This window comes from Lederbergia ruris (assembly GCF_018332955.1).
Lineage (GTDB): Bacteria > Bacillota > Bacilli > Bacillales > Bacillaceae_C > Lederbergia > Lederbergia ruris.
Genome location: NZ_BORB01000001.1, coordinates 54,691 through 68,882 on the forward strand (window position 1 = coordinate 54,691; position 14,192 = coordinate 68,882).

The 14,192-nt window shown below is 39.0% G+C and carries 18 protein-coding genes; all 18 read right to left on the minus strand.

Annotation, left to right across the window (positions count from 1 at the left end; all coding sequences use genetic code 11):
• Positions 1-4: 4 nt before the first annotated feature.
• Positions 5-619, minus strand: coding sequence for a hypothetical protein (locus KI363_RS00280; RefSeq protein WP_158322754.1), 615 nt, complete (start codon positions 617-619; stop codon positions 5-7).
• Between the two features lie 673 nt (positions 620-1,292).
• The gene (locus KI363_RS00285; protein ID WP_191967505.1) at positions 1,293-2,177 is read right to left on the minus strand and encodes a polyprenyl synthetase family protein; all 885 of its coding nucleotides are present in this window, start codon (positions 2,175-2,177) and stop codon (positions 1,293-1,295) included.
• Positions 2,174-2,404 carry an exodeoxyribonuclease VII small subunit gene (gene xseB, locus KI363_RS00290; RefSeq protein WP_158322751.1) on the minus strand — a complete coding sequence of 77 codons (231 nt, stop codon included), beginning with the start codon at positions 2,402-2,404 and terminating at the stop codon, positions 2,174-2,176. The genes KI363_RS00285 and xseB overlap by 4 nt, the downstream gene beginning before the upstream one ends.
• The gene (xseA, locus tag KI363_RS00295) at positions 2,382-3,818 is read right to left on the minus strand and encodes an exodeoxyribonuclease VII large subunit (protein ID WP_306345133.1); all 1,437 of its coding nucleotides are present in this window, start codon (positions 3,816-3,818) and stop codon (positions 2,382-2,384) included. Before xseA ends, xseB begins: the two co-directional genes overlap by 23 nt.
• 21 nt (positions 3,819-3,839) lie before the next feature.
• Complete coding sequence (gene folD, locus KI363_RS00300) at positions 3,840-4,706, minus strand: bifunctional methylenetetrahydrofolate dehydrogenase/methenyltetrahydrofolate cyclohydrolase FolD (protein WP_158322749.1); 867 nt, start codon at positions 4,704-4,706, stop codon at positions 3,840-3,842.
• Positions 4,707-4,731: 25 nt separating this feature from the next.
• Positions 4,732-5,118, minus strand: a complete 387-nt coding sequence (gene nusB / locus KI363_RS00305) for a transcription antitermination factor NusB (RefSeq protein WP_158322747.1) — start codon at positions 5,116-5,118, stop codon at positions 4,732-4,734.
• A gap of 177 nt (positions 5,119-5,295) precedes the next feature.
• Complete coding sequence (locus KI363_RS00310) at positions 5,296-5,712, minus strand: Asp23/Gls24 family envelope stress response protein (protein ID WP_191967504.1); 417 nt, start codon at positions 5,710-5,712, stop codon at positions 5,296-5,298.
• Between the two features lie 15 nt (positions 5,713-5,727).
• Positions 5,728-7,083, minus strand: coding sequence for an acetyl-CoA carboxylase biotin carboxylase subunit (gene accC / locus KI363_RS00315; protein WP_158322745.1), 1,356 nt, complete (start codon positions 7,081-7,083; stop codon positions 5,728-5,730).
• A 12-nt stretch (positions 7,084-7,095) separates the two neighbouring features.
• Entirely contained in the window at positions 7,096-7,587 is a 492-nt protein-coding gene (accB, locus tag KI363_RS00320) for an acetyl-CoA carboxylase biotin carboxyl carrier protein (protein WP_158322744.1), read from the minus strand.
• Positions 7,588-7,949: 362 nt separating this feature from the next.
• Complete coding sequence (locus tag KI363_RS00325) at positions 7,950-8,483, minus strand: SpoIIIAH-like family protein (RefSeq protein WP_158322742.1); 534 nt, start codon at positions 8,481-8,483, stop codon at positions 7,950-7,952.
• A complete protein-coding gene (gene spoIIIAG / locus KI363_RS00330) occupies positions 8,483-9,148 on the minus strand; it encodes a stage III sporulation protein AG (RefSeq protein WP_158322740.1) in 666 nt (221 codons plus the stop codon). Before spoIIIAG ends, KI363_RS00325 begins: the two co-directional genes overlap by 1 nt.
• On the minus strand, positions 9,135-9,752 hold the full coding sequence (spoIIIAF, locus tag KI363_RS00335) for a stage III sporulation protein AF (protein WP_158322739.1): 618 nt from the start codon (positions 9,750-9,752) through the stop codon (positions 9,135-9,137). Before spoIIIAF ends, spoIIIAG begins: the two co-directional genes overlap by 14 nt.
• A 353-nt stretch (positions 9,753-10,105) precedes the next feature.
• Positions 10,106-11,293, minus strand: coding sequence for a stage III sporulation protein AE (gene spoIIIAE / locus KI363_RS00340; protein WP_158322737.1), 1,188 nt, complete (start codon positions 11,291-11,293; stop codon positions 10,106-10,108).
• Between the two features lie 28 nt (positions 11,294-11,321).
• Positions 11,322-11,705, minus strand: coding sequence for a stage III sporulation protein AD (gene spoIIIAD / locus KI363_RS00345; protein ID WP_057983260.1), 384 nt, complete (start codon positions 11,703-11,705; stop codon positions 11,322-11,324).
• A gap of 21 nt (positions 11,706-11,726) precedes the next feature.
• A complete protein-coding gene (gene spoIIIAC / locus KI363_RS00350; RefSeq protein ID WP_057983258.1) occupies positions 11,727-11,930 on the minus strand; it encodes a stage III sporulation protein AC in 204 nt (67 codons plus the stop codon).
• Between the two features lie 66 nt (positions 11,931-11,996).
• On the minus strand, positions 11,997-12,512 hold the full coding sequence (gene spoIIIAB, locus KI363_RS00355; protein ID WP_158322735.1) for a stage III sporulation protein SpoIIIAB: 516 nt from the start codon (positions 12,510-12,512) through the stop codon (positions 11,997-11,999).
• Complete coding sequence (spoIIIAA, locus tag KI363_RS00360) at positions 12,505-13,434, minus strand: stage III sporulation protein AA (protein WP_158322734.1); 930 nt, start codon at positions 13,432-13,434, stop codon at positions 12,505-12,507. Before spoIIIAA ends, spoIIIAB begins: the two co-directional genes overlap by 8 nt.
• A 191-nt stretch (positions 13,435-13,625) precedes the next feature.
• Positions 13,626-14,183, minus strand: a complete 558-nt coding sequence (gene efp / locus KI363_RS00365) for an elongation factor P (RefSeq protein WP_158322732.1) — start codon at positions 14,181-14,183, stop codon at positions 13,626-13,628.
• Positions 14,184-14,192: the final 9 nt, after the last annotated feature.

The following is a 14,192-nucleotide window of genomic DNA, read 5'->3' on the forward strand; positions in this document are numbered from 1 at the left end:
TCACTCACTTTCGTTTCTTTGATTTTAACTTTGTTTTCTTTTTCTTATGATCTTTTATGATTGTAATGTGTATTTTTTCTTCAAGAAATTGCAATACTTTTCCTACCTGAAAAATAATATTTCTTGAATAGTCAATTGCAAATGTTTTTCCAAAAGCCTTACCACCTACAGTAATGGCAGCTATAAGGCTTGTTAAACCTACATTCAAACCATAATCAAGTGGAGAATTATTGGCGATATCATTGCTTTGTGCTAATTGGATAACAACTAATGTTGTTGCCGTACCACTGATGATTCCGGAGATATCCCCAATCACATCATTACAGAAATTAGCAAAACGATCAGCATTTCGAATAATGCGAATAGAATGCTTAGCTCCATAGATCTTTCTCGCTGCCATAGAATGAAAGGGAGTTTCATTTGCTGCTGTAGCTGCAATACCTATCATATCAAATATTATTCCAATTAGGACAATAAAAAGCACGATTAGCAGCCCAAAAGTCCATGACACTCCGTGCAAAGCCCCGTTGGAAGCGATTGAAAAAATAGCCGCTAACACAAATGTGATAACGGCTATGGTGATGCTCCATTTCAATGATTTATGTACGATATCTTTCATAATAATTAAATTCCATCTTTCCATTAGTGTGCCGGATGGTCATAATAAGAGTAAAAATTACGGCTTAGGTCCAGTAGGTTTTCCCAAACGAATACCGAATGTCACCATTTCGGCGGTTTCCCTTTAAATTCGCCTTGACAAAGTCACCTTATGTCAGACTGGATTGCCACTTAGTCCGCACTATAATCCCCTTATTATGTCTAAGAACAGTCTAGGAGATTTCCTCAACAACCTTGAACCTGGTTCCTAGCCTCTTTTGCAAAGTAGATTTCATATGGACGGAAGAAATAAGTACGATGGCCAACCGTGTCTTATTCCTTATAACCATAATCCCCTCTGACTTCACTCAAGGCAGGCTACGCTGCTAGTGATACCCTTTTGTCACATTGCAGGTCTATACTTCACTATTCATGCAGTGCGTTTTGCCAGCTGAATAAACGAAGCCTCCGCGGTAAAGGGTCTACGCCCACATGCCTTTGTGGATCGCCCTTATACCTTTACTCCCAGCTCCGACCCAAGGCTGGGCTCCTCAAGCCGAAACAAGGAACTTCATCGATATGCCCTTTAGTGAATTTTTAGGCCCACCTTCAGAACCGGTAGATTGACTAGAATACTGCACCATCCAACAATGTGGCCATATTATATCATATTTTCATTCTTTCTTCAATTCCTATCAGGAGTCTCTAACAGCAATGAGATCTGTTAATTCTAAAAGCAAAGCTGGATTTTGTTTTGTTTGATTTAAAGCCTTTTTTGCTTTATCGATATGGTAAGCTAATTGTTTCTTAGCTCCATCTAAAGTGAGCAGGGCAGGGTAAGTACTTTTTGATTTTCCATCATCACTTCCAACAGGCTTACCTATAATATTCTCATCCCCAATGACATCCAGAATATCATCACTGATTTGAAAAGCAAGTCCTAGGTGATGGGAAAATTCCGCAAACATTTCTAATTCTGCTTCATTCGCTCCTCCGATTTTAGCACCCGCTAGGACACTGAACGAAAGTAATTTTCCTGTCTTATGCTGGTGAATAAATTCTAATTCTTGTATAGTAGGCTCTTTATTTTCTGCCTCAATATCAGCAACTTGCCCCCCGACCATTCCTTCCGGTCCAGCGTTTTTCGCCAATAATTGAATCAGCCAAATTTTATCACTGTCAGTCAATCTTGCATCGTTAGCAATCAATTCAAAGCTATACGTTAAAAGGCCATCCCCTGCCAAAATAGCTAAAGCTTCTCCGAATACTTTATGATTAGTTGGTCTCCCACGCCTTAAATCATCGTCATCCATACTTGGTAAGTCATCATGGATAAGGGAGTATGTATGAATCATTTCTAATGCACAAGCTGTTGCCATTCCTACTTGAGGATCCTTCCCATACGCATGTATGGCAGCAAATAAAAAAAGCGGACGAATTCTTTTTCCACCAGCCGTTAAAGAATATTTCATCGCTTCTTTTAACGATTCCGGTGCTTGTAATTCTTCAATTGCCTTGATAACGTTCGTATCGAGTTGTCGTTTATAATCGTTAAGGTATTCTGTCTGATTTACGCTCACTCTTGCTCCTCCTCTTGGAGATGAAAATCCTCCTCTCCATGATCTGTTAAAACTTTTGTTAATTGCTCTTCTGCATTCTTGAGGCGGTCATGACAAAACTTGGAATATTCCATCCCTTTTTGATAGATACTCAAGGCTTCCTCTAGAGGGATATCTCCTGATTCTAAGCGTCCAACAATTTTTTCAAGCTCATTTATCGCTTGTTCAAATGTCATTTTTTCCTTCATTTCTTTCACCTTTCTCCGCATAATCAACCGTACAATAATAGTGTCCATCTATCACTCTGACAATCATTTTTTCACCGGGCCCTAAGGCTTCTGTATTTTTAATTAACTTTCCTTTTTCATTATACGCTACACTAAAACCCCTCTGTAAAATATTTAATGGACTTAAAGCATCTAATTTAGAAACTTTGTGCAAAAAATCGTGATTTTTTTGTTCAAAAACAAATTGAGTCTGCTTATTTAGACGTTCATGGAGATAGCGTAATTTCTCCTTATGCAGTTCGATTTTTGCAGCAGGATGGCGTGCCGCCAATGCGTGGTTCAATTTACGGAAACGCTCCGTCTCCTTTCGTAAAAATCGTTCAAGGGATGTGTGCAATCTTTCAGTCCATCGATCCACCGTTTCCCATTTTTGTTCATAAATTTTGTGGGGGTGACGATAGATATACGATTGCTGCAGGTAGTTTAATTGAGTTTGCTTTGAACGAATCGTTTCAACCATTTCTCGATTCAACTGATTTTGTAAATTTAATAGTCGCTCCATTAATTCTTCTACATGGGGGACGGCCAGTTCTGCTGCCCCAGTAGGTGTAGGTGCGCGTAAATCAGCAACAAAATCTGTAATCGTGAAATCTGTCTCATGGCCAATCGCAGAAATAATCGGAATTGTAGATTGAAAAACGGCCCTTACAACTGGTTCCTCATTAAAAGCCCAAAGGTCTTCAATTGAGCCTCCTCCTCTTCCTACAATAAGTACATCAATATCTTGACGATTATTGGCAGTCTGAATCGCTTCAACGATTGATTTTCCTGATTGCATTCCTTGCACGAGGGCAGGAAGTAAGAGGATTTCTCCCATAGGATAGCGTCTTTTGATGGTTGTGATGATATCTCGGACTGCTGCACCAGTAGGAGAAGTAATGATCCCGATTTTTTGGGGATAAGGTGGAATAGGCTTTTTATGAGAAGATTGAAATAGCCCTTCTTTGTCTAATTTTTCTTTCAGCTGCTCATAAGCAAGAAATAATTCCCCGATCCCATCCGGTAACATCTCTTGTACATAAATTTGATATTGACCCGATTGTTCATATACCGAGATATTCCCTTTTAGCAACACATGCATCCCATTTTCCGGAGCAAATTTCATGGCCTTAGCCGACCTCGAAAACATAACAGCTCCGATTCTTGCTTGATCATCTTTTAATGTAAAATATAAATGCCCGCTTGTATGTTTTTTAAAATTCGAAATCTCACCTTTTACAAAAACAGTCATTAAGTGGGGGTCTGCATCAAATTTTCTTTTTATGTATTTCGTTAAGGCTTGGACAGATAAATAGGACGGATTTTTCATTTCTTCACCTTCTACCAACAAGAAAAGCTGCACTCCAGTAGTCTGGATGACAGCTTTTCTCTTCACTTATTTCTATTCTACTCGTTTTTATTTTAAATTGCGATGATTTATTTTATTTTTTGCCGATTTCACGGTGTTATATAATAACATTGTAATGGTCATAGGACCAACACCACCTGGAACTGGTGTAATAAATCCAGCTTGATCGGAAACATCTGCAAAATCAACATCCCCACATAATTTTCCATTTTCATCGCGGTTCATTCCTACATCAATAACAGTAGCGCCTTCTTTCACATATTCAGATGTGATCATTTTTGCTTTTCCAATCGCGGCTACCAAAATATCTGCTTCTCTTGTATAGGAAGCAAGATCCTTTGTTTTGGAATGACAATAGGTTACAGTTGCGTTTTCGTTTAATAGTAACTGCCCCATTGGCTTACCTACAATATTACTTCTACCAACAATAACCGCATGCTTTCCGGAAATGGAAATGCCCTCGTATTTTAACATTTCCAAAATGCCAAAAGGTGTGCATGGAAAAAATGTATCTTGACCCGTCATCATTTTACCAATATTCACAGGATGAAAGCCATCAACATCTTTTTCTGAAGAAATCGTCTCAATTACTTTTGTTTCTGAGATATGCTTAGGAAGTGGCAATTGGACGAGGATACCATGAATATCATCACGATTGTTTAATTCCTCAATCTGATTCAATAACTCATTTTCCGTTACATAATCTGGAAGCTCAATTAGGATTGATTCTATTCCGATTGCTTTACAGCTTTTTTGTTTGTTTGTCACGTAGGTACGAGAGGCTTGATTATCTCCCACTAAGATTACGGCAAGACCAGGTTTGACCCCTGCTTCCACTAATTGATTTACTTCAATTTGCAGGTTTTTGCGTGTTTCCGCAGCTATTTTTTTTCCATCAATCAAATTGGCTGTCATCTTCTTTCCCCCTGAAGATTTTATCTCATTTGTTTCTTTTCGCTTTAGATAAGATTCCGTTAATAAATTTGCCTGAATGGTCGTCCCCAAAAATTTTCGCAATTTCAATGGCTTCATTGATCGCCACATTTTCCGGCACTTCATCATTAAATAAAAGCTCATACATCCCAATTCGTAAAATAGTAATGTCTACTTTGGCAAGACGATCTAACGTCCAATTTTCCAAATGCTTTTGAATTTCAGCGTCAATTTCTGGTAGATGTTGAATCGTCCCTTCTACCAATTGCTGCAAAAAAGAATCTTTCCGTTCTTCTCCCAGCACATTTTCAATTGCCTCTTCCGCTTCTATTCCGCTTATATTCATTTGAAACAAAGCTTGTAATGCTTTCTCGCGTGCAGTTCTTCTTTTCATGTAATATAAAATCTCCTTTAGGCCCGCAGGTTGCGGGTCAAAACGGCATTGCCACAGGATGTGGGTCAGAACAGCGTTGCGACGTACAGGGGCAGGCGAAGCACCAGGATGGTCCGTTTTGAGCCTGCCGCCAGGACGGCGCGCGCTTAGCTGTTCATCCTTAATTGCAGCCCTACATTATTGTTCTTCAAAATCAGTCTCTTGATCCGCTTTTTGCGTTTCAAATGTAACACCAACAATATGAATATTGACTTCTTTTGCTTCTAAAGCTGTCATATTGTAAAGTGTTTGTTTGATATTGTCTTGTACTTTTTGGGCAACCGTCGGAATCGACACACCAAAATCCATTAGGCAGAAAACATCCACTTTAATTCCCTCATCTGTTAATTCTACTCGAATGCCTTTTCCGTGATTTTTCTTCCCTAGTTTCTCAACAACACCGCTAGCAAAATTCCCTCGCATTTGAGCAATTCCATCCACTTCTGATGCAGCAATCCCTGCGATCACTTCAATTACTTCTGGAGCGATTTCAATTTTACCATGACTTTTTTCCTCATCTTGAATCATTTCCAACATATTCATTGTTTCTTCCATGCTTTGCACCTCCAATTATTTTGGACCCATTACATCATGGATTTCCAGAAACTTCGTATTAAAATCCCCATTTACAAATGTTTCATTCTCCAATAAATTTATATGAAATGGGATTGTGGTTTTAATTCCTTCAATCACAAATTCTTCTAGGGCACGCTTCATTTTTGCAATTGCTTCTTCACGAGTTTTCCCATAAGAAATAACCTTTGCTACCATTGAATCATAGTATGGCGGAATTGTATAGCCAGGATATACACCAGAATCTACCCTTACCCCTGGTCCGCCTGGGGGTAGATACATTTCAATCCGACCTGCAGACGGCATAAAGTTCTTTTCGGGGTTTTCTGCATTAATTCTACATTCTATCGACCAACCACGAAATTCAACATCTTCCTGTTTCACACGAAGTTTTTCCCCTGATGCTACACGAATTTGTTCTTTAATCAAGTCGATGCCCGTAACCATTTCTGTCACAGGATGCTCCACCTGAATTCTCGTATTCATCTCCATGAAATAAAATTCCTGGCTTCCACGGTCATAAATAAATTCAATCGTACCTGCTCCTGTATACTCTACCGCTTTTGCGGCTTGAACAGCAGCCTGCCCCATCTTCTCTCTTGTTTCCGCATTAATAGCTGGAGATGGTGTTTCCTCTAATAATTTTTGCAATCTCCGTTGGATGGAACAATCTCTTTCACCAAGATGAATGACATTCCCGAACTGATCTGCCAAAACTTGAATTTCTACATGTCGGAAATCCTCTATATATTTTTCTAAATAAACTCCTGGATCGCCAAAGGCTGTCTCAGCTTCTTGTCTTGTAATTTTAATTCCCTTGACTAATTCATCCTCCGTACGCGCCACACGGATACCTTTTCCGCCTCCTCCAGCCGTTGCTTTAATAATGACCGGATAGCCCATTTCATTTGCTAGATCAACAGCATCCTCAATATCCTCAATTATACCACGAGAGCCTGGAACAATGGGTACACCAGCTTCTTTCATAGTTTCTCGAGCTACATCTTTTGTTCCCATTTTAGAGATCGCATCTGGGCTTGGCCCAACAAATATAATATTGCATACACGGCATAATTCAGCGAAATCTGCATTTTCAGCTAAAAAGCCGTAACCTGGGTGGATGGCATCACAGCCTGTTAATTTTGCAACCCCAACAACATTTAATGTATTTAAATAACTATCTTTAGAGGCATTTGGTCCTACACAATAGGCTTCATCAGCAAGCTGGACATGGAGAGACTCTTGGTCTGCTTCAGAATAAACAGCAACCGTCTCAATATCCATTTCCTTGCAAGCTCGAATAATTCTTACAGCAATCTCGCCTCTATTAGCGATTAATAATTTCTTTATCATAGACCATACTCCTTACTTTTGCTTGACCAAGAATAATGGTTGACCATATTCAACCAATTGACCATCCTTGACAAGGATCTCAACGATTTCACCTTCAACTTCAGCTTCAATTTCATTAAATAACTTCATTGCTTCTACGATACAAACAACCGAATCTTCATTAACTGTTGAACCTACTTCAACATAAGCAGGAGTATCAGGAGAAGATGCCCGATAGAAAGTTCCTACCATTGGAGAAACAATTTTATGATACTGGTCTGATTGAACTTGTGAAGAATTTTCTTGTTCACTATTTGGTTGAGCTGTTACTTCCGTTGCTGGTGCAGGAGTAGATGGCTGAGCAACAACTGCGGAAGCGGGATGAATAGGTTGTGCCTGAACCGGTTGAATACTGGATCGTTTTTTCAATTCTACTTTAGAACCTTCATGTTTATACACAAATTCTTCTATAGAGGATTGATCAATTAGTTTGATAATCTCACGAATTTCTTCTATTTTTAACATAATGACACTCCTTAAAATTTATGAGTAGCTACTAATATCATAATATAATACCTAATAAAAATTCAATCCTTCCTTCCCTATTCTTAAAAAAACATTAAAGTGCCTGTTCAAAAAGGAGGATAAAAAGGACCAAGTCGGCTAAAGGCGCTGACGTCCTGTCAGCAACGCCGACACTAGTACATCCTGTACGTCGAAAGTTCGAGACGGCGCAGCCTTCGAGCAGCAGAATGTATGCATTTAGATACATGAGCAGCGGAGAAGCAAGCCAACGAAGAAATTCGCAGTGTCATTTTTACCGGACTTTTTGAACATCCTCTGAAAAAAGAAATGGGACGGATGGGATTCTCCCCTCCGTCCTCGGCTTATTTTGTATCAAATTCGATTTTTGGCACATAATTCGTGCTAATTTCATCTCTTACAACTTTAAGGATACTTACAGCGTCTTTCTTTGAATGCTCTTCTGCTTTTACCAAAATATTTACTGTTTGATCTTCTATCTTAACCAATGCATCACTGTATCCTAATCCTTTTATACTTGTTTCAATAATCTGTTCCTTTGCCGCCAGTTCATCAATTTTTTCCATTTCATCATACAATTTATTTTTTTCATCTGCTGTTAATTCTTTCTCACCTAATTGGCTTTGCAAGCCCAGTTTTTGCTCGCTACGTTTATCTTGCAAATCCATGCGGATCGCTTCATAAACATCATCACCGGCTGCTTGAGTCATAATTTCTAAATCTTTACCACTCATTTGGTCGCTAGTATTTTCTGCATCCTTTTTGCCATTTGCTGCTAAATCATTGGATGGTGGGTCCTGTAAAACATAATAGACTGATAATACGACCACAAGACTTAACATTGTTAATAGCCAAACTGTTTGCTTTTTCAAAAGCATTAAGATTCCCCCTTAGATTTTTTTGGAATAACTGCAACTTTATGAACAGGAACATTTAAAGATTTTGTCACAGCCTCTCGAATCCACTTTTTCACTTGTATATTTTCTGCCCCTTCCGCAACAACCAAAACACCTTGAATATCCGGCTTTTGTGTCTCTGAGGTCAGAGGTGTTTCTTTATCCCCGTTTTGAATAATGACAATCTCGTCTTCTTTCGATTGATCTTCTACTTGCCTTGTTCCCCCATTTGTATCCTCTTCTTTCGTCGTCTGATTTCTTAAAACTGTATTTTTCTCGTATACTTTTCTTTCAGTTGCAGATACATTGATAAAAACAGTTGTACTGCCAACCCCCACAATCGATTCTAACGCCTCTTTTAACCGCTGCTCATATTGATCTTCAAATAATTTCATCCCTTCATTTGATTCCGATTGATTAGATCCAAATGTCTCAGAGCTTTCATCAGAGGCTGTTTTATCTAAAACGGCTGCTGGTTGTTCATCTACATCATTTTTCCATATGTTGCCCATAACCATAAATAAAGCTCCTAAGGCAAGTAATATGAGAAGATAAGAAGTTTTTCCGCCGTTTTTTCCGGGAGGCTTTAGTTTAAGCTTCTCTAGTTTTTCCTTTATCCATTGAAAAGGATGATTATGATTCCCCATCTTTTGCTGGTTCCTCCCCCGAAACAATTTCAATGCTCTCTTCAGGAATTTCCCATCGTTCAGACAGTAGTGTTTTGATTTCACTATTTTGATGACTGCTCTCTTTCGGCTTTTCTTCCTTTGTATTAATCACAATCGGTTCTACAATCTCTATTTCATTTTCGGAAGGGGCTACATGAACCAACACGTGATTGATCTGTTCTTCTGGTTGATCCATATTGGCATCGGCAGAGATTTGAATGTTCTTAATTACAACTTGATAATGATCCATCAACTCCTTTTCCACTTCCTTTTTCATTTGGACAGCCATCTGCTCTAATGTATATGCATGTTGTGAGGCTTGTATCTCTATTTTTTTCTTTTCTAGCAAATTTCCTGTAGATTGTTCACTTGCTTCTATCTTTGTCGTAAAAGAAGCCAATACTTTTTCATAATCACTTGATAGTAATTGAAATAAGGGAGTCATAATGATCGAAATCAGTAGCAATCCTGTCACAAGTTTCACATATTTCCGCATATTATTTGCTGGTAACAGCATGTCAATAATCATGGCTAGAAGCAGGAATATAATGATATTAAGAATCCAACCTTTTATAAATTCCATATCTATCCCCTTTCAAGTGCGTGTTCAAAAAGGAGGATAAAAAGGACCCGTCGGCTAAAGGTGCTGACGTCCTGTCAGCAACGCCGACACTAGCACATCCTGTGCATCGAAAGTTCGAGGCGGCGCAGTTTCGAGCACAAGGAAAGCTTCCCTGAATCCGCATCGCACGAAGGAAAAGTGGTTTTCTTTTCCGAGGAGCTGACTTGTACAGGATGTACTGACTTCTGCGTTGCCCACAGGACGTGGGCAGGGTTAGCAGAAGAACTTTTATCCTGATACATGAGCAGAGAAGAAACAAGCCAACGAAGAAATTCGCAGAGTCATTTTTACCGGACTTTTTGAACATCCCCTTTCTATCGAACCATCATCGTAATATTGCCAGATGTAATAATAATCGTCACACTAATAAAAAACATGAAAGAAACGATAGCTAGTGACGCAAAAACATAAATCATACTATTGCTTACAGCGTTTAAACAAGCAATGACTGGTCCATCGCCAAGAGGTTGCAATAACGCTGCAGTAAGTTTGTAGATAAATGATATAATTAATATTTTCATAGCTGGAAAAGCAGCAATCAACAGCACAATGATCACTCCTGCAATCCCAACGGTGTTTTTTAATAAGACAGAGGCCGACAGCACCGTATCAGCTGCGTCTGTGAACATTTTCCCTACAACCGGAACGAAATTGCCTGTCACAAACTTAGCTGTTTTAATCGCCACCCCATCGGCAACCGCAGAAGCTGCCCCTTGTAAGGACATCACGCCTAGCAAAATCGTAATAAAAGCGCCTAGCAATCCAACACTCGCTTTCTTGAGTAAGCCAGCTAATTGGGATACTTTTATTTCTCCATTCAATGCATTGGCGATACTTAATAACGTAGAAAGAAATAGTAATGGTAAAACACCGTTTTTAATAATCAAACTGCTAATATTGACTAAAAAGACAAGGATTGGATGATAAAAACCTGAGGACGTAACTCCTCCAGAAGAGGCAATTAAGGCTAGTAAAAGTGGTAATAAAGCCAAAATAAATTGACTCATATGATCAATTGCCTCGATTGCATATTCACTTGCTACCCGAAAACTATTTAGTGCGATGATGATAAGAACCATAAAAATAATGGAATAGGCAACCTTACTGACAGCACCTTGTTCAAAGGCATTATGGAGAGACTGTAAAAACACACTAAAAATAGTCAAAAGCATAAGGGTACCTAAAAGTTTTAAATTCAACGATATTTCTTGAATGATAAAGGCGATAATGCCGTTAACCCAGGCTTGTATCGAGGAAGACCCATCCCCTTTTACAAATTCAATAAGTGTCCCTCTTTTACTTTCTGGTAAATAATTCCCGTAATCCTCAACAACCTTGTCCCAGTATTGATTTAATTCTTCTAGTCCCAAGTCATCCATGTAACGATCTAAAGTACTCTCTTTTTCACTTTCTACAGGTTGTCCCTCTTGGGCGCTGACTTGACCTGGGCCAATCAACAGCAGCATAAAGAATAAGCAGATGATCCCATGCCGGAATTTCATCTATTTCCACTCCGTTCCACAACGCATTTTAGGCAGGCATTAGAGCAAGGATTGTTTCAATTAGAACTGTTAAAATTGGCACTGCCATCGCTAATATTAATATTTTTCCAGCTAATTCTACCTTTGCCGCAAGAGAACCTAGACCAGCATCTTTGCTAATATGGGAGGTGAATTCCGCGATATACGCAATGCCAATTATTTTCAAAATTGTTTTTACATACATAGAATTCACATTGGCATTGGCTGCAAGCGTATCGATCATCATAATAATTTTCTGAATTTGATCAACGAGAAATAGAAATATTCCTGTTCCTGTAAATAATATAAGTAAAAAAGCAAAACCAGGCTTTTGCTCCTTGATCGCTAATACAAGAAATGTTGTAATCAGGGCAATCCCCGCAATTTGCAACATAACAATGACGGACTCCCCCTATCACTGAAATAAAAATACGGAACGGATTTTCTGAAAAAGCCCGTCAACGATTGTGACAACCATAAATAAAATATAAATAAAACCAAAAAGGGTGACCCACTGGGCATATTCTTTTTTCCCCACTTGGTCAAGGATCGTATGCAAAAAAGCAACAACGATGCCTACTCCAGCAATTTTGAAGATGACATCTACCTCTATGCCCATTCTTACAACCTCCTATTTATTTAAAGCGTAGGAATCGCGTGTGACGTTTGAAAACATGTAGGCGTTTTATACCAGCAAAATAATGATCAGAATTCCAATCAAAACCCCTAAATTCCTTGCCATTTTTTCGTAAATCTTTTGTTTTTCCCTTGCTTCCTTCTCTTCTCTTCCCAAATGATTCAATGTTAGGATAATCTGTTTTTGTTGAGATTCACGATCATGCTTCCCAAGATTAGCACCGAATTGTTGAAGGATTTCAAATTCATTTTGTTTTAATTCTGTTTGTTTCCATGTTTCTTTTAATGCTGCCTCCCATGCTTGGTATACGGTTATTTCCTCCTTCGTAAGGAAGTGGGCGAATTTTGCGTAATGATCAGAAACGGGATTTGGTAACTGGTTTGATATTTTCATGCATGCCTCTCCCAGTGGTGTATGACCATACATGATCTCAGTCTCTAACGTCTCAAGGGAAGCTGCGAACAATTGTAATTGTTTGGGCCTCTCACTTAACCTTCTTGCTATTTCAAACCCGATAAATGTTGTGGCACCTAGGATTAAGAGAGAGCCGATTATTTTAAACATGATGGACCAACTCTTTATTTTTAATTGGCTGTCCATTTGTATCCTTAATGGCTGCAATCGTTCCAGGGCCGTTTATACGAGACAATTCGATAAAGCGTTCAAATACCTGCGAATCAATAATCTCTTGCAGCAATGGTCTTTTCCTCACTTCCTCAAAGGAATTTCCATGTGTTGTCATCATTAAGGCGATCCCAGCATTGACCGCTTCCATAATGGCTAATCGATCTTCCTCTCGACCAATTTCGTCGACAACTAATACATTTGGACTCATGGCACGTATGAGCATCATCATCCCCTCTGCTTTAGGACATGCATCTAGCACATCTACCCTTTGACCAAATTGAAGTTGAGGAATCCCATGCACACAACCAGCAATTTCTGATCGTTCATCAACGATGCCAACTTTTGCAGAGGCAATCTTTAGGTGAGAAGAACCTGTAGAGATCATGCGAGCTATATCCCTTAATAATGTCGTCTTTCCCGTCTGCGGTGCGCCAATAATCATGGTGTTTTTCCAGTTTTCTTGATACAAAAATGGTAAATATTTCTCTGCAATTCCAATCTTTTCTCTTGCGATGCGAATATTAAATGAGGCTAGGTGGCGGATCGCCTTCACATGACTGTTTTCAAGAATGACCTTCCCAGCCAAACCAATTCGATGGCCGCCATCAATGGTGACATACCCTTTTTTTAATTCTTCATCAAGCGTATAAAATGAATGGTTTGCTAGCTTGGCAATAAATTGCTCCGCATCTTCTTTTGTAAATATATAGGAAAGAAAATGAGGTTTCCCTTTTGCCGCTATTTCCACTTGTCTGCCAATCCGCAATCTAATTTCTTCTATCTCATCCCATATTTGACTAGGAAGTTGTGTGATCAAATCACTGATTCGGCGAGGCATCATTTGCAACACAGCTCTCATATGTTCCTCCCCCTCTATCAATCCTCTAACTAATATGTATTCAGCTTGTCTCTAAATATGAAATAACCTATTAGAAAAAAGCAAAAAAACGACTCTACATTCATATTTCGAATGTCAGAGTCGTTTTTTACTGCTCAGTTTATTCTGTTTAACAATCAGAAGTATTTTCGGCGCCCTCGAAAATAGTTCGTTTATGCTCGTGAGACATAACTTGCATCAGCTGTATTAATAACTAAACGGTCTCCTGAATTAACAAAGAAAGGAACTTGTACCGTTAGCCCCGTTTCTAATGTCGCTGGTTTCGAACCACCAGAGGCTGTATCTCCTTTTATACCTGGTTCTGTTTCAGTTACCTCAAGTTCGACGGTATTCGGTAAATCAACACCTAAAGTCTCCCCTTGGTACATGATAATATGAACTTCCATATTTTCTTTCAAAAATTGTAATTCATATTCAATTTGTGCTTCTGGTAATTCAATTTGTTCATATGTTTCATTATCCATAAAAACATGCATATCACCATTTGCATAAAGGTATTGCATTGTTTTATTATCAATTTGTGCCCTTTCGACCTTTTCACCGGCACGGAATGTCTTTTCTTGGATCGCGCCAGTTCGCAAATTCCTTAGCTTGGATCTTACAAAGGCCGCTCCTTTGCCTGGTTTTACGTGTTGGAAGTCAATCACACGCCAGATTCCTCCATCTGTTTCAATTGTAAGCCCTGTACGAAAATCATTTACTGAGATCATCTTTATTCC